The organism is Anaerofustis sp. LCP19S3_F7 (assembly GCF_052119445.1).
GTDB classification, from domain to species: Bacteria; Bacillota; Clostridia; order Eubacteriales; family Anaerofustaceae; genus Anaerofustis; species Anaerofustis butyriciformans.
In genome coordinates, this window is the sequence record NZ_JBQKFF010000001.1 from 401,318 (window position 1) to 425,280 (window position 23,963).

General features: G+C 30.5%; 20 protein-coding genes. 12 read left to right on the forward strand and 8 right to left on the reverse strand.

What is annotated here, in order from left to right; all coding sequences use genetic code 11:
- Positions 1-48: 48 nt before the first annotated feature.
- Genes ACTQYZ_RS02045 through nrdG form a run of 3 tightly spaced genes read left to right on the forward strand, consistent with a single transcriptional unit; the run spans position 49 to position 3,249 of the window.
- Positions 49-2,382, forward strand: coding sequence for an anaerobic ribonucleoside triphosphate reductase (locus tag ACTQYZ_RS02045; RefSeq protein WP_441020849.1), 2,334 nt, complete (start codon positions 49-51; stop codon positions 2,380-2,382).
- A 10-nt stretch (positions 2,383-2,392) separates the two neighbouring features.
- Positions 2,393-2,728, forward strand: a complete 336-nt coding sequence (gene nrdD / locus ACTQYZ_RS02050; protein WP_441020847.1) for an anaerobic ribonucleoside-triphosphate reductase — start codon at positions 2,393-2,395, stop codon at positions 2,726-2,728.
- On the forward strand, positions 2,728-3,249 hold the full coding sequence (gene nrdG, locus ACTQYZ_RS02055) for an anaerobic ribonucleoside-triphosphate reductase activating protein (RefSeq protein WP_441020845.1): 522 nt from the start codon (positions 2,728-2,730) through the stop codon (positions 3,247-3,249). Before nrdD ends, nrdG begins: the two co-directional genes overlap by 1 nt.
- An 8-nt stretch (positions 3,250-3,257) precedes the next feature.
- On the opposite strand, the gene ACTQYZ_RS02060 is transcribed toward nrdG, so the two are convergent.
- The gene (locus ACTQYZ_RS02060; RefSeq protein ID WP_441020843.1) at positions 3,258-3,815 is read right to left on the reverse strand and encodes a GNAT family N-acetyltransferase; all 558 of its coding nucleotides are present in this window, start codon (positions 3,813-3,815) and stop codon (positions 3,258-3,260) included.
- A gap of 184 nt (positions 3,816-3,999) precedes the next feature.
- Between ACTQYZ_RS02060 and ACTQYZ_RS02065 the strand changes: the two genes are divergently transcribed.
- From ACTQYZ_RS02065 to ACTQYZ_RS02080, 4 genes are all read left to right on the forward strand, one after another.
- Positions 4,000-4,905, forward strand: coding sequence for a PHP domain-containing protein (locus ACTQYZ_RS02065; RefSeq protein ID WP_441020841.1), 906 nt, complete (start codon positions 4,000-4,002; stop codon positions 4,903-4,905).
- Between the two features lie 13 nt (positions 4,906-4,918).
- Entirely contained in the window at positions 4,919-5,794 is an 876-nt protein-coding gene (locus ACTQYZ_RS02070; RefSeq protein WP_441020839.1) for a PHP domain-containing protein, read from the forward strand.
- Between the two features lie 167 nt (positions 5,795-5,961).
- Positions 5,962-7,443, forward strand: a complete 1,482-nt coding sequence (locus ACTQYZ_RS02075) for a Mur ligase family protein (protein ID WP_441415927.1) — start codon at positions 5,962-5,964, stop codon at positions 7,441-7,443.
- Between the two features lie 15 nt (positions 7,444-7,458).
- Positions 7,459-7,842: a DUF5301 domain-containing protein gene (locus tag ACTQYZ_RS02080; protein WP_441020835.1), complete on the forward strand. Its 384-nt coding sequence runs from the start codon at positions 7,459-7,461 to the stop codon at positions 7,840-7,842.
- Positions 7,843-7,882: 40 nt separating this feature from the next.
- Here ACTQYZ_RS02080 and ACTQYZ_RS02085 read toward each other — a convergent pair whose 3' ends face one another.
- Positions 7,883-8,215 (reverse strand): helix-turn-helix domain-containing protein, encoded by a 333-nt coding sequence (locus ACTQYZ_RS02085; RefSeq protein ID WP_253229782.1) that lies wholly within the window; start codon positions 8,213-8,215, stop codon positions 7,883-7,885.
- Between the two features lie 131 nt (positions 8,216-8,346).
- Here ACTQYZ_RS02085 and ACTQYZ_RS02090 point away from each other — a divergent pair, with 131 nt between their 5' ends.
- The 3 genes from ACTQYZ_RS02090 to ACTQYZ_RS02100 all read left to right on the forward strand — a co-directional run bounded on the left by ACTQYZ_RS02090 (position 8,347) and on the right by ACTQYZ_RS02100 (position 10,802).
- Positions 8,347-9,489, forward strand: coding sequence for an immunoglobulin-like domain-containing protein (locus ACTQYZ_RS02090; RefSeq protein ID WP_329385563.1), 1,143 nt, complete (start codon positions 8,347-8,349; stop codon positions 9,487-9,489).
- Positions 9,490-9,733: 244 nt separating this feature from the next.
- Complete coding sequence (locus ACTQYZ_RS02095) at positions 9,734-10,324, forward strand: zinc-ribbon domain-containing protein (RefSeq protein ID WP_441415928.1); 591 nt, start codon at positions 9,734-9,736, stop codon at positions 10,322-10,324.
- 28 nt (positions 10,325-10,352) lie between these two features.
- Complete coding sequence (locus ACTQYZ_RS02100) at positions 10,353-10,802, forward strand: hypothetical protein (RefSeq protein WP_441415929.1); 450 nt, start codon at positions 10,353-10,355, stop codon at positions 10,800-10,802.
- A gap of 22 nt (positions 10,803-10,824) precedes the next feature.
- Here the strand turns inward: ACTQYZ_RS02100 and ACTQYZ_RS02105 are convergent, their stop codons facing one another.
- The 6 genes from ACTQYZ_RS02105 to radA form a co-directional block, all read right to left on the reverse strand.
- On the reverse strand, positions 10,825-11,391 hold the full coding sequence (locus tag ACTQYZ_RS02105; RefSeq protein ID WP_441020833.1) for a sugar O-acetyltransferase: 567 nt from the start codon (positions 11,389-11,391) through the stop codon (positions 10,825-10,827).
- A 13-nt stretch (positions 11,392-11,404) separates the two neighbouring features.
- Positions 11,405-12,319 carry a ribonuclease HIII gene (gene rnhC, locus ACTQYZ_RS02110; RefSeq protein WP_441020832.1) on the reverse strand — a complete coding sequence of 305 codons (915 nt, stop codon included), beginning with the start codon at positions 12,317-12,319 and terminating at the stop codon, positions 11,405-11,407.
- Between the two features lie 9 nt (positions 12,320-12,328).
- Positions 12,329-13,441 carry a PIN/TRAM domain-containing protein gene (locus tag ACTQYZ_RS02115; protein ID WP_441020830.1) on the reverse strand — a complete coding sequence of 371 codons (1,113 nt, stop codon included), beginning with the start codon at positions 13,439-13,441 and terminating at the stop codon, positions 12,329-12,331.
- A 184-nt stretch (positions 13,442-13,625) separates the two neighbouring features.
- On the reverse strand, positions 13,626-14,015 hold the full coding sequence (locus tag ACTQYZ_RS02120) for a DUF1284 domain-containing protein (RefSeq protein ID WP_441020828.1): 390 nt from the start codon (positions 14,013-14,015) through the stop codon (positions 13,626-13,628).
- A complete protein-coding gene (locus tag ACTQYZ_RS02125; RefSeq protein WP_441020826.1) occupies positions 14,008-14,541 on the reverse strand; it encodes a biotin transporter BioY in 534 nt (177 codons plus the stop codon). The genes ACTQYZ_RS02120 and ACTQYZ_RS02125 overlap by 8 nt, the downstream gene beginning before the upstream one ends.
- Positions 14,542-14,659: 118 nt before the next feature.
- On the reverse strand, positions 14,660-16,027 hold the full coding sequence (gene radA / locus ACTQYZ_RS02130; RefSeq protein WP_441415930.1) for a DNA repair protein RadA: 1,368 nt from the start codon (positions 16,025-16,027) through the stop codon (positions 14,660-14,662).
- Between the two features lie 404 nt (positions 16,028-16,431).
- Between radA and rpoB the strand changes: the two genes are divergently transcribed.
- On the forward strand, positions 16,432-20,184 hold the full coding sequence (gene rpoB / locus ACTQYZ_RS02135) for a DNA-directed RNA polymerase subunit beta (RefSeq protein WP_441020821.1): 3,753 nt from the start codon (positions 16,432-16,434) through the stop codon (positions 20,182-20,184).
- A 91-nt stretch (positions 20,185-20,275) separates the two neighbouring features.
- Complete coding sequence (gene rpoC, locus ACTQYZ_RS02140) at positions 20,276-23,902, forward strand: DNA-directed RNA polymerase subunit beta' (protein WP_441416025.1); 3,627 nt, start codon at positions 20,276-20,278, stop codon at positions 23,900-23,902.
- Positions 23,903-23,963: the final 61 nt, after the last annotated feature.

Genomic DNA, 23,963 nt, shown 5'->3' on the forward strand with positions numbered 1-23,963 from the left:
GATCAAAGCGAAATATAATTTTATTAATATATAATTGGAGAAAAAAATATGGTAACGGAGATTTTAAAAAGAGACGGAAGAACAAGCAAATACGAAAAAAGGAAAATAACAGATGCCATTTATAAGGCTGCGGAAGCTGTTGGCGGACAAGATTATCAAATAGCCAGAGAACTTTCTGATCAAGTTGATAAAATATTAAATGAAAGATATGTTGACATTATTCCAACTGTTGAACAAATACAAGATATAGTAGAAAAGACACTAATTGAAAGTGGACATGCTAAAACTGCAAAAAATTATATTTTATATAGAGCCGAAAGAAATAAAGTAAGAGAAATGAATACAACTCTTATGAAAATTTATGAAGATTTAACTTTCAAAAGCTCAATAGAAAATGATGTTAAAAGAGAAAATGCCAATATTAACGGTGATACTGCAATGGGAACTATGCTTAAATATGGTTCTGAAGGTGCAAAAAACTTCTATGGTATGTTTATTTTAGATGAAAAACATGCTGCAGCTCATTCAAAAGGTGATATTCATATTCACGATTTAGACTTTTATACTTTAACTACAACTTGTTGTCAAATCGATTTAACAAAATTATTTAAAGGCGGATTTTCAACAGGTAACGGATATATAAGAGAGCCAAAAGATATAAGAACTTATTCTGCTCTTGCTTGTATAGCTATTCAATCAAATCAAAATGACCAACATGGTGGACAAAGTATTCCAAAATTTGATTATGATTTAGCAGCAGGGGTTGAAAAAACTTATAAGAAAATATATGTAACTAATATGGGTAAAGCATTGGAACTTCTTGCAGGCATGGAAAACGGCGAAGAAGTTGCAAAAGAATTATATAAAGAAATAGAAGAAAAAAGCGGACTTTATCCAAAATTAGATGATAATGAAGAGTTCATGAAGCTTGAAAGAGAAGCTTTAGATAAATTGGATCATAAAGATATTGATACATTGATTTCATTTACAAAGAAAAGCTCTCTAAAAGAAACAGATAAAGCAACATATCAAGCAATGGAAGCATTGGTACATAACTTAAATACAATGCATTCAAGAGCCGGTGCGCAAGTTCCTTTCAGTTCTATTAATTATGGAACAGATACTTCAAGTGAAGGTAGAATGATTATAAAAAATATTCTTCTTGCAACAAAAGCGGGACTTGGGAACGGAGAAACTCCTATATTCCCTGTTCAAATCTTTAAAGTAAAAGAAGGAATAAATTATAATCCTGGAGATCCTAACTATGATTTATTTAAACTTGCAATGGAAGTATCTAGCGAAAGATTATTCCCTAACTTCTCATTTATAGATTCTCCATTCAATCTTCAATATTATAAAGAAGGAGATCCTGATACTGAGATTGCATATATGGGATGTAGAACAAGGGTTATGGCCAATGTTGATAAGACAAAAGAAATCGTTACAGGAAGAGGTAACTTGAGTTTTACATCAATTAACTTACCAAGACTTGCTATTGATGCAAAGGGAGACATTGATAAATTCTATCAAACATTAGATGAAAAAATTGATTTATGTGTAGATCAACTTTTACATAGATTTAAAATACAATGTTCAAAGACAGTAAGAAATTCTCCTTTCTTAATGGGCGAAGGTGTATGGCTTGATTCAGAAAACCTTAAACCGGATGATACTGTAGGTGAAGTATTAAAACATGGTACATTAACAGTTGGTTTTATCGGACTTGCAGAAACACTTACAGCTTTAGTTGGTAAACATCACGGAGAAAGCGAAGAAAGTGAAAAACTTGGTCTTGAAATTGTTAAACATATGAGAGAAAGACTTGATGATGTTACAAATAAAACTCACTTAAATTTCTCTTTAATAGCAACTCCTGCGGAAGGTTTGTCAGGAAGATTTGTTAAAATGGATAAGAAGAGATATGGAATTATTCCTGGTGTAACAGATAAAGATTATTACACAAACTCATTCCATGTTCCTGTAGGATATGAAATAAGTGCATTTGAAAAAATTAAGAAAGAAGCTCCTTTCCATGCACTTACAAATGGTGGACATATTACATATGTTGAGCTTGACGGGGATACAACAAAGAACCTTGAAGCATTTGAAAAAATAGTAAGATGCATGAAAGAAATGGGACTTGGTTACGGTGCTATTAACCATCCTGTTGATAGAGACCCTGTTTGTGGATATAACGGTGTAATATATGATGAATGTCCATGTTGTCATAGAAAAGAAAATGATACTGATGTTCCTTTTGAAAGAATAAGAAGAATAACAGGTTATTTAGTAGGAACTTTAGACAGATTTAATAATGGTAAAAGAGCAGAAGAAGCAGATAGAGTAAAACATTCATTAAATTCTGAAATGGAAAGTTTATAGGAGGCAAACAATGAATACAGAAAAAGAACTAACATATGAAACAAAAATAGGTGAAACAAACGTATATGTATACGGAGAAATAAAAGATTTAACAAAAGAAGAAATTAAAGCATATATTAAAGATGTTGAAAAACAAAAAAACAGCGAAGTTGTTGAACTTAATTTATATGCAGATGAAGATGGTTTTATTGGAAGAAGTGCAAAAGTAAAACCTATTCCTTTCGATAGAATAAGAAGAATAACAGGTTACCTTGTTGGAACTCTTGATAGATTTAACAATGCAAAAAGAGCAGAAGAATCAGACAGGGTAAAACATTCACTTAACTCTGAAATGGAAACTTTATAATGGATCAAGAAAAAGAAATAAGAATTGCGGGAATAGTAAGAGAATCAATTGTGGATGGTCCCGGAATAAGATTTACGCTTTTTGTTCAAGGCTGTCCTCATAACTGTCCTGAATGTCATAATCCTCAAACTCATGATTTTAATGGCGGGCAAATTGTTTCTCATGAAAAAGTGCTAAATGCAATTGGGCAAAATCCTCTTTTAAGCGGAGTTACATTCTCCGGAGGAGAGCCTTTTATGCAGGCAGAAAGTTTATATTTTTTAGGAAAGAAAATTAAGGAAAAAGGTTTATCTTTAATAACATATACAGGATTTAGATTTGAAGAGCTGCTTGAAATGAATAAAAAAAATCCATATATACTTAAACTTATTGAACTTAATGATTATATTATGGATGGAAAATTTGAAATTGAAAACAAGACATATAATAAAACCTTTGTTGGCAGTTCAAATCAAAGAAGAATAGATGTTAAAAAGACAATAGAAAATAATTATAATGTAATAGAAAAAGACTTCTTATGAAGTCTTTTTTATTTTGTGATTATCATTACTGTTTCTTCGTACCATTTACCTTCAAAGAATTCTCCTTTTTCAAGTTTTGAATGAGGAGTAAAACCTGCTTTTTTGTATGCGGCAACGGCTCTTTCATTTACGGTTCTTGGGCATATTTCTACAATGTCGGCATTTTTTTCGTTAAAAAGGTATGTATATAATGTTTTTAAAGATTTTGAACCAAGCCCTTTGCTATGGCCCATGTGACCTGCTATAAATATATCTATTCCATAGGCATTTTTATAATTTTCAAGTTTATGTTCTTTGTATGCTTCCTTTTTTAAAGGGAAGAACTGTATATATCCGCTGTCTTGTCCTTTATATTCTATTATACAGCACTGCATATTTTCCTCACCATGAATTCGTGGAAGATATTTTTTCTTTAGTCCTTCAAGTGAGTTATCTTTGTCTCTACCTCCGTAAAATCTGCTTACTCTTTCGTCATCTCTCCACTTCCCAAGCATTGTAAGTTCTTCATCGGTATCTTGTAATTTTCTGATTTTTATGTCTTCGCTCTCGCAAATATATTCTTTCATCTTCTTTCTCCTGTTTTTTGGGATAAATTTTGTGTGTTCTCACATTTGTTCCTTTTTTACATTGTAAATACCAAACATTGTATATTGTGATAAAATAATTATAGCATATTAATTTATTTTGCTTAATTGAAAAGTGAAATATATTGATATATAATAATTTTAGAAATTTTAAATGAGGTTTGTTATGGAAAAAATAGTAGATTTACATATGCACAGCAGCTATTCTGACGGAACAGTTACTCCTGTTGATATGATAAAAATGATGAACGATCTTGGTGTGGATTATGCTTCAATAACGGATCATGATAATATAAAGGCTTATGAAGATATCAGAAATGCTAAATTTGACTTAAATAAACCTATAACTATAATTCCCGCAACTGAACTAGGATGCTCTTTTGATGGTGTTATAAGAGATGTCCTTGGATATGGGATTGATACTAAGGTTATAGATGAATTTGTAAGTGAAAGATATTCTCCAGAAGCAAAACTTGAAAAACAAAAAAGACTTTTAAATGAATATAAAAGAGTATTTAGAGAAAACGGTATAGTATTTGATGATGGGCTTGAAGTAAATAGAGGAAATAAAAGTGAAGCTTTTATGGTTATGTATAACAGTCTTATAAAATATCCTGAAAATGTAGAAAAATATCCTTTCATATCTAAAATTACTATGTTTTTTTGGAATTATTGTTCAAATAGCGATAGTAAGTTTTTTGTTGATGAATCAAAGGAATATCCTACGATTAGGGAAGGTATAGACCTTATACATAAAGCAGGAGGGCTTGCCTTTTTAGCTCACCCATGTATGTATAGAATAGGAAAATTAAAAACTCTTTTACTTATAAACCATGCAATGGAATGTGGAGTTGATGGTATAGAAGTATTGCATTCTCAGCATACTTTTGATGATAAGTTATTCCTTGCTGAAGTTGCAAGAAAGTATAAACTTTATAAAAGTGGTGGAAGTGATTTTCACGGAGGAACAAAACCTGATATAAGTATGGTTAAAGGAAAAGGCGATTTAATAGTTTCATATAATATGATTAAAGATTGGGTAGATAAAGTAGATAAAATAATATTAAAATAAAGAAGGTGTTTTTATGAATATAGATTTGCATTTACATACTAATAATTCTGACGGTGATGACAGTACAAAAGAGATTATACAAAAAGCAAAAGATTTAGATATAAGTTTAATCTCTATTACAGATCACGATACCGTTAATGCATATGATGATTTAAAAGACATTGATACTATGGGAATAAAAATTATTCCTGCAGTTGAGCTTTCCTGTGCTTATGAAAGTGAAATGAGGGATATACTCGGATATAATATAGATATAGAGAAAATGAGAAAAATTTTAAAAAGTCTTGAATCCAAAGAAGAGGATATTAAAAGAGAAAAAGAATTATTAACAGAGTATATTGATGTATTTAGGAAAAATGGAATTATAGTTGATGATGGTTTAAAAATAGAGGACGGAGAAAAAAATGAGGGATATAAAAGAACTATTATAAGTGCATTAGGACATGAAGAAAATATAAAAAAATATCCATCTCTTATGAATCCGTCAGCGTTTTTTTGGGATAATTGTGCAAATAAAAAAAGTAGTTTTTATGTTGATGAATCAAGATTTTTTAAAACAATAAAGCAGACAATAGATATTATTCACGAAGCAGACGGAATGGCATTTTTTGCTCATCCTTGTATTCATCATATGGAACATGATAGCGTGGAAAAAATGCTTGACTATGCAAGAAGTTTTGGGTTAGACGGAGTAGAAGTTTTACATGCAAAACATTCTATAAAAGACAGAGAATTTTTAATCGATTATGCAAATAAACATAATATTTATAAAAGTGGAGGAAGTGACTATCATGGCTCACCTAAACCTGACATAAAGATTCTTACAGGCAGGGGAGATTTGAATGTGAGTTATGATTTAATTGAAGATTGGGTAAGTAAGATAATTTAAAACGGCATTTTGCCGTTTTTTTTTTTATACAAAATAATGTTTATAAATTGTTAAGGTTTTATAAAAGGAATTTGTAATTATTTAATGATATATTATATAAAAGATTACAAAGTATTACGTATTTTTATGGAAAAATAATCATGCAAAAATTCATCAAAGATATTTTAATGGAGTTGTCGCGGGAAGGAATTCTTGTAAGTTATAAAAATTTGAATATAAAGGAGGCAATCCATGGTATAAGTTATAATTCTACAATGGACTGCGAAAATAAGATTTTTGTATGCAAGGGATTTAATTTTAATAGGTTGTATCTAAAGGATGCGATAAAAAAAGGCGCTGTTATATATGTGAGTGAAAAAGTGCATTTTGAAGATTTTCCTTACATAATAGTTTCTGATGCAAGAAAGGCTCTTGCTGTTTTATCTAAAATATTTTATGGTAAAGAAGTTGAAAAATTAAAAAAGATTGGTGTTACCGGAATAAAAGGGAAAAGTACTACTTCCTTTTTTATAAAAAATGTTTTGGATACGTATTTGCTGGGTAAAAGTGATATTCCTTGCGGCATTATATCATCTATTAAAACTTTTGATGGCAGCATTACAAGAGATGCCGTTTTAACAACTCCCGAATCTTTGGAAGTATATAAGACTTTAAGTAATGCTTCCAGTTTAGGTATGGAATATTTTGTTTGTGAAGTTTCTTCCATTGCTTATAAATATAATAGAGTGTATGGTATTAATTTTGATGTAGGAGTATTTTTGAATATAGGTTATGATCATATTTCAGATGTTGAGCATAAAAACTTCGATGACTATTTTTCATCAAAATTAAAATTAATAGAAAATAGTGAATATATAGTTATAAATGAAGAATTGATGTCTTTTGATAAGGTTCAAAATGCATTAAAACATAAGGATAAAAATAAGATTATAACTTATGGAAAAAGCAGTAATGCTGATTATCAGATAATATCTTCAAATTCAAATAATATGGGTAATGCCTTTAAAGTGAAATATGGTGGAAAGATATATGATTACAGTATTAAATTAAAAGGCGGATATAACATAGAAAATGCAGTAGCATGTATTGCCGTATGTGATACTTTGGGAATGGAATATAAGTATATATATAAAGGAATATTGAATGTAAAAGTAAAAGGGAGAGGGGAAATATATAAAACAAAAGATGGTAAAAAAATTATAGTTGTAGATTATGCTCATAACGGACTTAGCCTTAGTAAATATTTTGAGTTTATACACGAAGAATATTCGGGAAGAAAACATATTTGCGTAATAGGTTCTACGGGGGATAAAGCAATAAACAGGAGAAAAGATATTGGGCAAATTTGTGAAATGAATTGTGATGAACTTATTTTGACTACTGATGATTCTTCTAATGAAGACTTTAATGATATCTGTTTGGATATTCTAAAATATGTAGAAGATAAATCAAAGGTTAAGATAATAGAAGACAGAACAATGGCTATTGAAGAGGCTATTAAAGATAGTCTTGACGATAATGTCGTTATATCAATTCTTGGTAAGGGAGCTGAAAATAGACAAAAGATAAAAGGAGAGGAGGTATTTTATATTTCCGACAGTACAAATGCAAGAAATTATGTAGATAAATATAATGAAGGAATATCATAAAAAGGAGCTTGAATCATGAAAAGAAAATATACTATATTATGTTTAATTTGTATTTTTATTTTAGCAGGATGTGTACAAACCGCTTCACCAATAAGGTTGCCAAATTTAAAAAAAATAAGTTCTATTGATATATCCTTTGAAGGAAATAAAATACATCATACTGATAAATCATGGATAAATGATGTTGTTTCAGGAATTAAACATGCAAAAGCAACTCGTAAGGAGAGTGTTCAAGATGAGCCTAAAGTTGATGAGTATATAAAAATTGATATTAAATATAGTGGTAACACAAGCACATTATTTGCATATGAGAATAAAAAGAAATATTATATTGAGCAGCCTTATCAAGGAATTTATGAAATCGATGATAATCTATATCATAAATTTCAACAAAAATAATTGTATTATATAAAAGTAAAAAAGCGGTATATAACCGCTTTTATTTTTTATGTTCATATAATAGTCCTTCCATATATCCACGAACTTTTATTTTTTCTTCGTAAGTTAGTTTAGAATATATATTTAAAAATATTGATTCTTCAATTTCGTTATTTGTATATGCATAATATGAGGGTATGTCAAATTTAGATAAGCCTAGTAAATAGTCTGTAGATGTATTTAAAGCCTTTGCAATCTTTATAAGTGTTTTTATACTTGGAAATGCTTTTCCATTTTCGTATGCTGAGATTGTTTCCTGACTTATTTCTATTTTTGTAGAAAGTTCTATTTGGCTCATATTTCTTTTTTGCCTAATTTCTTTAATTTTTAACATCTTTTCTCCCAAATAATATATAATATATATTTTTTATAGATGATATCAATATTTCTTGACTATTATAGATATAATATCTATAATTTATATAAATAATATATATATCAATATAAGATAGGGGAATTGTAAATATGTCAGAAAATCAAAAAGAAATATATGATGAGTTAAAAAAAGAAGAAGACAAAGATATAAATAAAGAAGTAAACAAAAAAATAAAGTTTTGTCGAAACTGTGGGCAGGAAATAAGTGAGAATGATATTTTTTGTATGAATTGTGGCTGTAAATGTTTATGTGATAAAAAAACTTCTGAAAAAAATAATAATAAAAGTTTTAAAGATGATATTGAAAAAAACAAATTTCCTAAAAAGAATTTTAAAGAATTTATTTTAAGGAAAAAGAAGCTGATTGGGGTGTTAATAGGAGCTCTTTTAATTATTTCGGGAATTTTATTTTTTATAATGTTTAAATTACAATCTCCTTCAAATTTTATTGAGGTTACCAAGGAAAATATTGAGGCAGGAGAAAATATATCGGTAAATGATTTTGTAGAAATAAAAGATAAATATAAAGATAATTATTCTATAAAGCCAAAACAAGATAAGTATAATTTTAAAACACTTGGAGAAATTTCAATTCCATATATAGTTACAGATAATAATGGAGAAGAAAAAGAAGTTGATTGTACGTTTAATGTAGTTGATACAACTGCTCCCGAAATTAATACAAGCAAAGATTTAACAATAAAAAAGGGATCAGATTTTGATATATCAAAATTTGTTTCTATAAAGGATAATCTTGATGGGGATATTGATATAAAGAATTTGAATATAGAAAATGGAAATGTAAATACAAAAGAAGAAGGTGAATATACATTAACTTTATCGGTAACAGATAGTAATGGAAATAAAAATAAAAAAGAAGTAACTTTTATTGTTAAAGAAGAAATAAGTGTTGATGATGTAATGCAGACTTTACTCGGATTATGGCTTCCAACAGAATATGCGAGTATGTATAGTGAAACAGGTGTTACAGGTGATGCAATGATACTGTATGTAAAAGAGGGTTCAAAGTATTATCAAAAAGGTTATGAAAGTTCTGCTGAAATAACAATAAAAAGTATACAGGAAGGCGGAAGGATTATAGAATATGACCTTGCAGGTTTTGAAGGTATAAATAGTTATTCATCTCATGTAACGATTGATATGGGGCTTACAGGGGATAATATGATTAATATTAACGGTGTAAGTTATACATGGGTTGGTAGTGGATATTAAAATTGAAGGGAAAATTTTAAAATGAAATATTGCAATAAATGTGGAAGTGCAATTGTCGATAATATAAGCATAACTTAAAGGTAAACATATCTTAACAATATATAGAAATTAAATTATTTTTAATTGTTCCCAAGTAGATATACCATTAGTTATTGAATCATGCAAGGAATTTAATATAAAAGTTATATTTGGATATAAGATTAAATACGGATTTTTAAATTAAGGAATGAAGGGGGAATTAGATATGTATTGTACTCATTGTGGAAGTAGAATAGATGATGATAGCTTGGTATGCAGTGAATGTGGAGAAAAAGTAGAAGTATTTGAAAATATACAAGAAGATCAACAGGTACAAAATAATAATGAAAAGGACAAATTTAAAATAAATAAAAGAATTATAATTGCAGCAGCATTAATTTCTTTATTCATTTTGTCATTTATGTATATAAATCAGTCAAATAAATATAGGGAATTGGAAGGTGTATGGCAGAGACAATATGAAAATTCGGAAATGACTGTTATAGGTGATGTGGTAGAAACATTTGAATTTGATGATAAAAAGGTAAAGTGGGAAATGAGCTTGACGGAAATTGATTATCAATATGGATTGATAGATAAAAGGTATAATTTTGAATCATCATATAATTGCAACGGAGCATCCGAAAATCAAGGTAATTTAGTTATTGAGCCGTTTGCTCTTTATCTTGGAGACTATGTGGTTCAAAACGTAGAAAATGGGGTAGTATATGATTATAGAATATATAATGAAAATGGAGAAACTTACTTGCATCTTGAAATGAATGGAGAACAATATACATTTAAGTTAATCAAATAAAGCGTAGTTAAAAAATGGGAGGAAAAATATGAATAATAAAACCAAAGTGTATAGAATGCATTTAAATCCAGACTTTAATTGTAAGCTTAGACAAGATGATGTTATAAAATTTTGTAAAGAGAAAGGTATAATAGGAGTCGGTTGGGAAGATATAAAGGTACATAAAAATTATAAAGATGAAACAATTTTGAAAGAAGTATGTGACAATTCTAAATATACAAATAAACCATTTAATTCATTAAAAATATTAAGTAAAATCAATGCTGGAGATATGATTTGGACTAAAGACAAAGAAAATAATGTGTATTATTTATGCATCGTTACAAAAACATGGTTTGAAACTAACCCTGATATTTACTATGAAGATATGGATATAAAAAATTTTGTATGCTGTAACTGGAATAAAATTGATGAAAGAAATATTCCAGAAAATATATTAAGAAGTTTTAAAGCTCAGCAGACTATATTACAAGTATAAAAAAAGCGGTATATAACCGCTTTTATTTTTTTATTTCTCTAATTATTTTACAAGGATTGCCACCGGCAATAACATCACTTGGGATATCTTTATTGACAACGCTTCCTGCTCCAATTATAGAATTTTCTCCAATTGTTACACCAGGAAGAATTATAGCATTTCCTCCTATCCATACATTATCTTTTATGTTCACTTCCTTTGCATAGCAATATCCAGCTTTTCTTTTTTCAGGATGCTCGTTATGACCTACGGTATATATGGAAACATTTGGAGCAATTCTTACATAATTTCCTATATTTACTTTTGCCTGTGCCAGAATTGTGCAGTTATGGTTTATAAAGGAATGTTTTCCGATTTTTATATGGTTGCCATAATCACAAGTGAAAGGAGGAAGTATATCAACGCTTTTGTCTATTTCTCCAAAAAGTTTTTTTAATATTTCTTTTCTTTTATCAATTTTAGCTATGTCGCATCTATTATATTCATCCATAAGTTTTTTATTTTCAAGTAACATTTCAAAAAGAGATGAATCTTCTATATATTCTTCTCCTCTAATCATTTTTTCGTATTCGCTAGAATTATTTTTCATTATTTTCCCCATATTAAGATAAAATATCATTTGTTGTTTTGAAATGAAGTTTGCATACATTCTTTAATTCATCACTGCCATATTTATTTACAAAATCTTTTCCTTTTTGTATGACTATTTTATTAGCACCAAGAGGGAATTCAAAATTATAGTGCTTATTCATATTTTCAGTGCTTTTTATTAATGCGTCTCTTGCTAAGATACTGGCAGCCGCAACGGCAATATTCTGCTCTGCTTTTGGTTTGAAAATCATTTCTTTCAAATTAAGTTCTTTTAGTCCTGCTTTTATTTGCTCTTCTCTTCCGAATTTATCAACTAAAAGTTTTTCAAAAGGATGTTTTTTATATACATTTTTTATGTTTGTTACATGTGCCCATGCAAGTATGGCATTTATATTTCCTATTTTTGAATATAACTCGTTATATTTATTTTGTTTAATTCTTAAAATGGAATAATTGCTTGTAACTTGTTTTATTTCTTTCGCCAGTTTTGTTATTTGAATATCACTTAAATCTTTTGAGTCTTTTACTCCACATTCTTTTAAAATATTGTATTGATTTTTATTTAAGTAAATGCTTCCTACAATAATTGGTGCATAGAAATCTCCTTTCCCAACTTCGTCGCTTCCTGTTAAAGGTGGAGCAAGTATTGGATATGGAGTTTTTATATTTCCCACATTAAAATTAGGGGAACTGATATTGTTCCCCTTAAATTGCTCGTATATATTGTTAAGTGTAATATTTAATTGTTCATTTTTGCTTTGAGATGTATCTAAAGTGATTCCCTTTTTTTTACTGGAATATATTCTTATAATATTTTCGTTTATTCTAAATTGTATTCCATAAGCAATCTTTTTTTCTTCAGATACATTATACTCTTTTAATATTTCTTTTATTAAAAGGTATAAATCTTTAGGTGTCTTGTTCATTATGCCTCCCTATATGGGTTTTACGAAAATCATTCTTCCTGCGGCTGTTTGAAGTACACTTGTTACAACAGTATGAATTTCTTCACCTATTCTGTTTCTTCCTTCTTCTACCACTATCATTGTTCCGTCTTCCAAATAAGCAATGCCTTGAGAATTTTCTTTTCCTTCTTTAATTACTCTTACATAAAGTTCTTCTCCAGGTAAAACGACAGTTTTTACTGCATTTGAAAGTTCATTGGTGTTTAAAACTTCAACACCTTGGAATTCTGCGATTTTATTTAAGTTGTAATCATTTGTTACTACTTTTGCATCTATGTCGATTGCAAGTTTTAATAACTTTGTATCAACTTCGCTTATATCTGGGTAATCTTTATCAAGATTTACGACTTCTATTGGAAGTTCTTTTTGTATCTGATTAAGAATATCAAGCCCTCTTCTTCCTCTGCTTCTTTTTACGCTGTCTGCTGAATCGGCAATTTGCTGTAGTTCATACAATACAAAGTTTGGAAGTATTATAGGACCGTCTATAAAGCCTGTTTTTAGAATATCTAAAATTCTTCCGTCAATTATTACGCTTGTATCTAAAATTTTGGCTACTCCTATTGGAATTTTAGGATGTTTTTTACTTTGTTTTGTACGCAAATTTTCATTCAAGAAAGGATTAAGTCCTTTAAAGAATTTCTCTACATCCGGAGCTTTGTATGTAGCTATTGAAATAAATACATATATACATATCGCATATATAATTATAGTTATAAGGCTTGCAATCCATCCCGGAAGATCCATGTTTTGAAATGGAAGAGATAAAAGTGCGGCAAGAATAAGGGCCAAAATTAAAGAACCGATTAACATACCTATTTGTGTAAGTGTAGTATTGTTAAGTTCTATGCTTACTTGGTCAAAGATACGTTTAAATAGTTTTGCGAAAAAAGGAATAAAAATAATAAATATAAAACCGAATAAAATAGCTGCAAAAACATAAATCATACCTTTCCCAAATGCAGAGGTTATGTTAATTCCAAGCTTTTGATACAAATGTCCGCCGTTGATAATCCAGTTAGCAAGTTGTGAACCTACAATGGCACCAAGGATAAAAATAATGGCGTATAATGCTTTTTTCATTTGTTGTCACCTCCTTATTAAATTTTAAAATATCACAAGGTACAATACCTTAATATAATTGTATAAGAAATATATGTAAAAGTAAATATGAATTTTCTTAAAGTTATCTTAAAAATATAAAAAAAATGTGATTTTGTAAGTAAAAGAAAGTTTATATAAAAAAAAACAAATAAAAGAGTAATATTTATGTATTTTTTATGTAATATTTGTTTTCACAGATTTCATTCCATACGCATAAACCACATATATCTTTTCTTTTCCCGGGAAATATTATTTTATCAAGTACTTTATTTGTTAAATCTTTATAATCAAATTCATATTCTATATTATTTATCTCACATAAGGATATTACTTTTTTGTCGAAAATTGAAACTTTTTTGTTATCTAAGCAAATATTATTTTTGTTGTTTGGACATTTTTTGCAAATTTCATCAGTGCAGAGTGTTAGTTTGATTTTAGTATTATTAGATAAATTATTAATTATATTTTGCATGTTTAGAGTAAACTCTTTATTGTATCCTTTTCCTTCAAAGAAAAGGATACAAAGTAAATGGTGGGGACGTAAATTAATCATTTTTTATCCTCGGTTTAATAATTTTACTGACAACATAAGCAAGAAAAATCTTAATAATATCTGGAATAACAAAGGGGACAACGCACATTGCAAGTATAGCAGGTATGGTTATTGCTCCTGTACTGGATGTGTACAAGAAATAAAACCATAATGTTCCAAGAGCATAACATATTATTAAAGAGATAAATGAAAATAATATTAATAGCATTGTATTTTTATTATGTAATTTTTCGGTTAACATCATAAAAATAGGAATAAGAAGAAATCCAATTATATATCCTCCTGTGTTTCCCATTAATATTCCTATACCCGCAGTAAACCCTGAAAAAACAGGAATTCCTATAATTCCAAGCATTATGTATACTCCTACTGCGACTATGCACATTTTTGCTCCAAGAATAAAAAGTATAAAATATATGGCAAATGTCTGCATGGTAAAAGGTATGGACGTTGGTATTGATATCCAAGCTGAAATTGCAATAAATACAGAGCATAATGCTGCCAAAACCAAATCTTTTGTCTTCATAATAGTATATTCTCCTTTTGCTAATATTATTTATGCCTTATTTATGAAGGCAAAATTATAATAATATACAAAAAAAGAAAGTGTCAACTAATATTTGTATATAGGTTGACACTTTCTTCTATTTATTGAATAAATGGAAAATAGTTTGTTTTAAACTGCTTACTTTTATTATTTTCATTCCTAAAGTATCTATTTGTTCATTTTCTGAAGTGTATTTAGGAATAATTGCCTTTGTAAAGCCCATGGATTTTGCATCCTTTATTCTTTTATAAATATTATTTACGTTTCTTATTTCTCCACAAAGTCCAACTTCTCCGATTATTATTGTATCTTTTGGAATTTCTTTTTTTAATATTGATGATATTACTGCGCATGCAACAGCTAAGTCACTTGCGGTTTCCTTTACTTTTATGCCTCCTACGACATTTAAGTAAACATCTGTTTGAAAAAGTTTTACGTTTGTCATTTTTTCTATTACTGCTAAAATAAGTACAAACCTACTGTAATCAAAACCGGTTGAAACTCTTCTTGGAACTTGAAAAGAAGACTGCATTGCAAGTGCTTGTATTTCTACTAACATACTTCTGTTTCCTTCCATTAATGCACAAATCACACTTCCGTAACTTCTGCTTTCCATCTGACTTAATAATAATTTTGAAGGGTTATTTATACATTCAAGACCTTTATTTGTCATCTCAAATACGCCTATTTCCTCGCTTGAGCCAAATCTGTTTTTACTAAGTCTTAATATTCTAAGGTCACTATTTGCTTCATTTTCAAAATACATTACAGTATCTACCATATGTTCTATTGTCTTAGGCCCTGCTATTGTTCCTTGTTTTGTAATATGTCCTACAAGAAATATGCTTGTGTTTGTAGCTTTTGCAAAATTCATTAATGTGTTTGTACATTCTCTAACTTGTGTTATTGTTCCCGGTGCACTTGGTATGTTTTCGCTTTTTACTGTCTGTATGGAATCTATTATAAGCAAGTCTATTTTGTTTTCTTTTGCGCTTTCAATTATCTGCTCTATATTCGTATTGGAAAGAACAAGAATTTTCCCTCCTTTTAGTCCGAGTCTGTCAAGTCTTAATTTTAACTGGGTTAAGCTTTCTTCGCTTGAAGCATAAAGAACTTTTTTGTCTTCAAGGGATACATTATATGCGGTCTGCATAAGAAGAGTAGACTTTCCTATTCCGGGTTGCCCTCCTACAAGAACTATGCTTGAAGGAACTATTCCTCCTCCAAGTACTCTATCCAGTTCTGATATTTTTGTAGAAAAACGTATTTCTTCATTTGTGTCAATATCATTTAAGTTTTTGATTTTCGGTGTAAATATATTTTGTTTATGGTTTACTATTTCAAGTTCTTTTTTTGAAAATTCGCTGAATGTGTTCCATGATCCGCAGTCAGGGCATTTCCCCCAATATTTAGCACTTTCGTATCCACATTCGCTACATACAAAAATTTTTTTATCTTTAGCCAAATTTCTATCCTCTTTGCTTAAATATTTGTATAAAATTATACCATAATGGCTTTAAGTTTTCATAAATATTTGTTTACTAAAATATTATATTTAAAAAATAAAATTTATAGTAAAAAAAGAGTGTTATTTGTGATAAAATGAAAAAAAGATAATTTGGCAAAAAAGAGCTATAAAAAAGGGCAAAAATTGGCAAATATTTAATAATTTTTTGTACTTGCCCTTGACTTATATATACTCTTTTGCTAAAATATTAAATTACTGAAAATACAAAACAAGCCTAAAATTTGTGTTGATTTTATGCAGTTTAGGACGGAGGAAATAACAGCAAATTGATTAAATCTTTTATTTGAAAATAAGATAATTTTGCTGTGTTTTTCATGTTTAAAAATAAGGAGAGTGGTACAGTGATTCATCCAGAGAAAATTGGTAGAAGAGAAAGAATGAGTTTTTCTAAAATCAAAGATGTAATGGAAATGCCAAACCTTATTTCTATTCAAACCGATTCTTATAAATGGTTTATAGAAGAAGGTTTAAGAGAAGCATTTTTAGATGTCTTTCCAATTACAGATCCAAGTGAAAACTTAATACTTGAGTTTGTAGATTATATTTTAGATGACGATCCAAAATATGATGTTGAAGAATGTAAAGAAAGAAAAACAAATTACTCTGCTTCTTTGAAAGTTAAAGTAAGATTAGTTGTTAAAGAAGACGGTGAAATTAAAGACGTAAGAGAACAGCATGTATTCATGGCAGATTTCCCTCTTATGACAAAAACAGGTACATTTATTATAAATGGTGCCGAAAGAGTTATCGTAAGCCAACTTATTCGTTCCCCTGGAGCATATTTCTCAATTGAAAGAGATAAGTATGGTAAAGAATTATATAATGGTCAAATTATACCTAACAGAGGTGCTTGGTTAGAGTATGAAACAGATGCAAGTGATTGCTTATATGCAAGAGTAGACAGAACAAAGAAAGTTCCTATCACTGTTCTTATTAGAGCTCTTGGACTTGGAAGCAATGAAGAAATAATAAATTATTTCGGTGAAGAAAAAAGACTTATGACTACATTTGAAAAGGATACTTCTACAAATGTGGAAGAAGGTCTTATTGAAATATACAAAAAATTAAGACCTGGAGAACCTGAAAGTGTAGACTCAGCAAAAGGTCTGTTCATTCCGATGTTCTTTGATCAAAGAAGATACGACTTAATGATGGTTGGTAGATTTAAGCTAAATAAAAAATTAGCACTTGCCACAAGAATTACTGGACAATACGCATTCAAAGACATAGTTAATCCTATGACAGGTGAAATACTTGTAAACAAAGATGAAATTATAGACGAACAAACTGCATGGGATATCCAAAACTGCGGTATTAACACAGTTGAAGTAAAAGTTAGCGATGATAAAGGATTCAAAATTATCGGTAACGGTACTGTTGACATAAATAAATATGGTTTACCTTTTGACGTAAGCGATTTAGGTATTGACGAAAGAGTAAACTTAAAAGTCTTAAATGAAATACTTGAACAAGATATTTCAAACGAAGAAAAGAAAGAACAAATTAAACTTAGAAAGAATGAACTTTTACCAAAACATATCACTGTTGAAGATATTTATGCTTCAATCAGTTATAACTTAGGTCTTGACCATGGAATTGGGACATTAGACGATATTGACCACTTAGGTAACAGAAGAATTCGTTCAGTAGGTGAATTATTACAAAACCAATTTAGAATTGGTTTATCAAGACTTGAAAGAACAGTTAAAGAAAGAATGATTTCTTTTGACCCTGAAGAAGTAACACCATCAAGTCTTGTTAACGTAAAACCAGTAAATGCTGCGTTAAAAGAATTCTTTGGTTCTTCTCAGCTTTCACAATTTATGGACCAAACAAACCCTCTTGGAGAACTTACTCATAAGAGAAGATATTCTGCGCTTGGTCCTGGCGGTTTATCAAGAGATAGAGCCGGATTCGAAGTTAGGGACGTTCATCATTCTCACTACGGAAGAGTTTGTCCTATTGAAACTCCTGAAGGTCCAAACATCGGTCTTATCGGTTCTCTTGCAACATATTCAAGAGTTAATAAATATGGATTTATCGAAACTCCATACAGAAAAGTTATAAATGGTAGAGTTGTTGGTGATATTGAATATATTCCAGCTGATGAAGAAGGTAAATACACAATAGCTCAAGCCAACGAACCTTTACTTGAAGATGGTACTTTTGAACATAAGAAAGTAACAGGTAGAGCAGGCGTTGAAAGGGATTTCGTAACAGTAGAAAAAGAAAAAGTTGATTATATGGATATTTCTCCAAAACAAATCGTTTCTGTTGCTACAAGTATGATTCCTTTCCTTGAAAATGACGATGCCAACAGAGCCTTAATGGGTGCCAACATGCAACGTCAGGCTGTGCCTCTATTAAAACCTCAAGCTCCAATGGTTGGAACAGGTATGGAACACAGAGCCGCAAAAGACAGCGGGGTATGTGTAGTAAGTGAAGTTAGCGGTGTTGTAAAAAGAGTTACTGCTACAGAAATCATCATTACAGATGATGAAACAAAACAAAACGTAAAATATAGATTACTTAAATATAAAAGAACAAACCAAAACAGCTGTATAAATCAAATCCCAATTGTAAAACTTGGGGACAGAGTTGAAAAAGGAGAAATCATTGCTGATGGACCTGCAACTGAAAATGGGGATTTAGCTCTTGGTAGAAACATTCTTATTGGATTCATGACATGGGAAGGTTATAACTATGAAGATGCTATCATAATAAATGAAAAACTTGTTAAGGAAGATGCTCTTACTTCAATCCATATTGAAGAATTTGACTGTGAAGCAAAAGAAACAAAACTTGGAAGTGAAGAAATAACAAGAGATATTCCAAATGTAGGCGAAGAAGCTCTTAAAAACCTTGATGAAAGAGGGGTTATAAGAATCGGTGCCGAAGTTAAATCAGATGATATTTTAGTTGGTAAAGTTACTCCAAAAGGAGAAAGCGACCCAACAGCAGAAGAAAAACTTCTTCGTGCAATCTTTGGTGAAAAAGCCAGAGAAGTAAGAGATACTTCACTAAAAGTTCCTCACGGGGAAAAAGGTGTAGTAATCGACGTTAAAGTTTATACAAAAGAAAACGGTGATGAACTTAAACCTAACGTAAATAAACTTGTAAGAGTTTATATTGCAATTAAGAGAAAAATCCAAGTAGGGGATAAAATGGCCGGACGTCATGGTAATAAAGGGGTAATCAGTAGGGTTGTTCCTGAAGAAGATATGCCATTCTTACCAGACGGTACACCACTTGAAATACTTCTATCTCCAATGGGGGTACCTTCTCGTATGAACATTGGACAGGTACTTGAAGTTCATCTTGGAAGAGCTTGTAAAGAGCTTGGATGGGATATTGCAACTCCTGTATTTGACGGTGCAAAAGAAGAAGACATTATGGAACTTCTTGAACAAGTTGGATGTTCTCCTGACGGAAAAGTTCAACTTTATGACGGAAGAACAGGGGAACCTTTTGACAACAAAGTAACCGTTGGTTACATGTATATGTTAAGACTACATCATATCGTTGATGAAAAGATGCACGCCAGAGCAACAGGTCCTTACTCACTTGTAACACAACAACCACTTGGCGGTAAAGCTCAAATGGGTGGACAAAGATTTGGTGAAATGGAAGTTTGGGCACTTGAAGCTTACGGTGCTGCTCATACATTACAAGAAATCTTAACTGTTAAGAGTGATGACGTTTCAGGTAGAGTTAAAACTTATGAAGCTATTATCAAGGGTGAAAACATCCCAAGAGCAGGTGTTCCTGAATCATTTAAAGTTCTTATCAAAGAGTTCCAAAGCTTGTGCTTAGATGTAAATGTTCTTGGAGAAAGAAACGAAATCATTGACATCAGAGATGATGCAAACAGTGATGTTGTTGAAGATTTAGATCAAGTAGAAGAAAATGCAGATAAACCTGTAAGCGAACTTGATGATATGGAAGTTTTAGATGATGAAATTGTATTTGATGATGACGAAGGTGATGATCTTCTTTCAGATAGTTCTGATATAAGAAGTGAAGATTTGGATTTCCTTGAAAGTAATATTTTAAGTTCTGACGGTGATGATGCCGAAGATGAAGAATTTCTATAAAATTTAAGGTTACTTTAGGAAAATATAAATGGAGGTACATTCCTTGAAAGAATTTAATGATGTAAATATAGATAAAAAAGAAAATACAAATATGGGTGAAATTGATTTTAAATCAATTCAAATTGGTTTAGCATCAAAAGAAAAAATTCTTGAATGGTCATATGGTGAAGTAAAAAAACCTGAAACTATCAACTACAGAACATCAAAACCTGAAAAAGACGGACTTTTCTGCGAAAAGATTTTCGGACCTACAAAAGATTATGAATGTTATTGTGGTAAATATAAACAAATAAGATATAAAGGCGTTATTTGTGACAGATGTGGTGTTGAACTTACAAAATCAAAAGTAAGAAGAGAAAGAATGGGGCATATAGCATTAGCTGCCCCTGTAACTCACATTTGGTATTTCAAAGGTATTCCAAGTAGAATTGGTTTACTTCTTGAAATGTCACCAAAAGAACTTGAAAGAATTATTTATTTTGCTGCTTATGTAGTAACAGATCCGGGTAATACTCCTTTAGATGAAAAAACAGTTTTAACTGAAACTGAATATAAAGAATACAGAGAAATATACGGAAATGAATTTACTGCAAAAATTGGTGCAGAAGCAATTCAAGATTTGCTAGGACAAGTGGATCTTGAAAAAGAAAGTAAAGAATTAAAACAAATAATCGCAACAGAAACAACAAGACAAAAAAGAAGCAAAGCGATTAAGAAATTAAAAATCGTTGAAGACTTCAAAAATTCAGACAACGATCCTAGAGATATGGTACTTGAAGTTATTCCTGTTATTCCTCCTGAACTTAGACCTATGGTTATGCTTGACGGCGGAAGATATGCTACAAGTGACTTAAATGACTTATACAGAAGAGTTATAAACAGAAATAACAGACTTAAAAGACTTCTTGAACTTAATGCTCCTGATATTATCGTTCAAAATGAAAAGAGAATGCTTCAAGAAGCTGTTGATGCATTAATCGATAACGGCAGAAGAGGTAGACCTGTAACTGGTCCTGGAAACAGACCACTTCGTTCTCTTTCTGATATGCTTAAGGGTAAACAAGGTAGATTTAGACAAAACTTACTTGGTAAGAGGGTTGACTACTCAGGACGTTCTGTTATCGTAGTAGGACCTGAACTTAAGATGTATCAATGTGGTCTTCCTAAAGAAATGGCAATTGAATTATTCAAACCATTTATAATGAGGGAACTTGTAAAGAGAAAACATTCTTTAAATATTAAATCAGCTAAGAGAATGGTTGAAAGACAAAGCCCTGAAGTTTGGGATGTTCTTGATGATGTAATTAAGGACCATCCGGTTTTACTAAACCGTGCCCCTACACTTCATAGACTTGGTATTCAAGCATTTGAACCAATTTTAGTTGAAGGAAGAGCCATAAAGCTTCATCCTCTTGTATGTACAGCTTTCAATGCTGACTTCGATGGTGACCAAATGGCTGTTCACGTTCCTTTAAGTGTTGAAGCTCAAGCTGAAGCAAGATTCTTAATGCTTGCTGCTTACAACATCTTAAAACCTCAAGATGGTTCTCCTGTTGTTTCTCCTACACAGGATATGATTCTTGGTTCATATTATTTAACAATTCCTCAAGATAACCAAAAAGGTGAAGGAAAAGCTTTTGCTTCAATTGCAGAACTTGAAATGGCTTACTATAACAAGGAAGTTGAAATTCATGCTCCTGTTAAAGTAAGAATGAAAAAAGTAATTGACGGGAAAGAACATGTTAAATTAGTTGAATCAACTGTTGGTAGATTCTTGTTTAACCAAATCATTCCTCAAGATTTGGGATTTGTTACAAGACAAACTCCAGCAGATATGTTTAAACTTGAAATTGATAAAGTAGTAGATAAAAAAGTTTTATCTGAAATAGTATATAAATGTTTTACAAGACATGGTGCCGCAAAAACATCAATGGTTCTTGATGACATTAAGAAAATAGGTTTCACTTATTCTACAAAAGCTGCCGTAACAGTAAGTATTTCTGATATGGAAGTTCCTGAAGTTAAACATGAACTTCTTGAACAAGCTGATGAAAAAGTAGAAAAAGTTCTTAAACAATATAAGAGAGGTATGATTACCGAAGCCGAAAGAAAAAGAGAAGTTATTGATATTTGGAATGAAACTACAAACCTTGTAACAAATGCGTTACTTGATAACCTTGACCCATTCAACCCAATAAACATGATGGCTGATTCAGGTGCCAGAGGTAGTAGAAACCAAATTAGACAGCTTGCCGGAATGAGAGGTCTTATGGCATCTCCTAACGGTGATATCATTGAACTTCCTATACGTTCAAACTTCCGTGAAGGTCTTGATGTACTTGAATTCTTTATCTCTTCTCATGGTGCGAGAAAAGGTCTTGCGGATACGGCTCTTAGAACAGCCGACTCTGGTTATTTGACAAGAAGACTTGTTGATGTAAGTCAAGATCAAATAATTAAAGAAGAAGACTGTGGAACAAAACATGGTTATGAAGTTACTGCTATTAAAGTAGGTAATGATATAATTGAAGAATTAGAAGAAAGAATTACAGGAAGATACGCTTTCGACGATGTTGTAAATCCAAAAACAGGAGAAGTTATTGTTGCTAAGAATGAACTTATTACAGCAGCAAAAGCAAAAGAAATCGTTGATTGTGGTATTGAAAAAGTAAATATCAGAGCGGTATTTAACTGTAGAAGTAAAATCGGTATTTGTGCTAAATGTTATGGGGTTGACCTAACAAGCATGAAACCTGTAAGTATAGGTGAAGCTGTTGGTACAATCGCAGCTCAATCTATCGGTGAACCTGGTACACAGCTTACAATGCGTACATTCCATACAGGTGGGGTTGCTTCAGCTGAAGATATTACTCAAGGTCTTCCAAGAATTGAAGAATTATTTGAAGCAAGAAGACCAAAAGGTCAAGCTATCATTTCTGATATTGACGGTGTTATCGAAATTACCGAAGAAGACGGACACAGCAAAGTTATCGTTATGAATAACGATAACGGAGAAGTTTTCGAATATGATATTCCATACGGTGCAAGAGTTAAAGTAAGACAAGGGGATAAAATTGAAGCCGGTGATGAAATTACTGAAGGTAGTATTTATCCTGAAGACTTATTAAGAATTAAAGGCATTGACGGAGTACAAAAATACATTTTAACAGAAGTACAAAAAGTATATAGATATCAAGGGGTTCATATTTCAGATAAGCACGTTGAAATCATAATAAGACAAATGCTTAGAAAATATGAAGTTGAAGATGCTGGAGAAACAGACTTGCTTCCTGGAACAAGTGTTGACTTATTTGAATTTGACTCTGCAAATGAAAAAGCAAGAGAAGAAGGAAAACAAGAAGCAACAGGAAGAAGAAAACTTCTTGGTATTACAAAAGCGTCACTTTCTACTTCATCATTCTTATCTGCAGCATCATTCCAAGAAACAACAAAAGTTCTTACAGATGCAGCTATTCAAGGAAAAGTGGATCCATTACTTGGACTTAAAGAAAACATTATCCTTGGTAAATTGATCCCTGCCGGTACAGGTATTAAAAAATATGATCTTGAACTTGTTAAAAATAAAGACGACGATGATGATTTGTTAAAAGATATCTTAAATGAATTAAATGAAGATTCTGATAATGACTTGACTACAATTGACGGTGAAGAATTAACAATTCATAGCATTGATGAAGATGACAATCTAGATGCTTAGAGTACTTCAGATTTTGATTTAGATAACAATGATACAATATAAAAAATAATTAAAATCTACG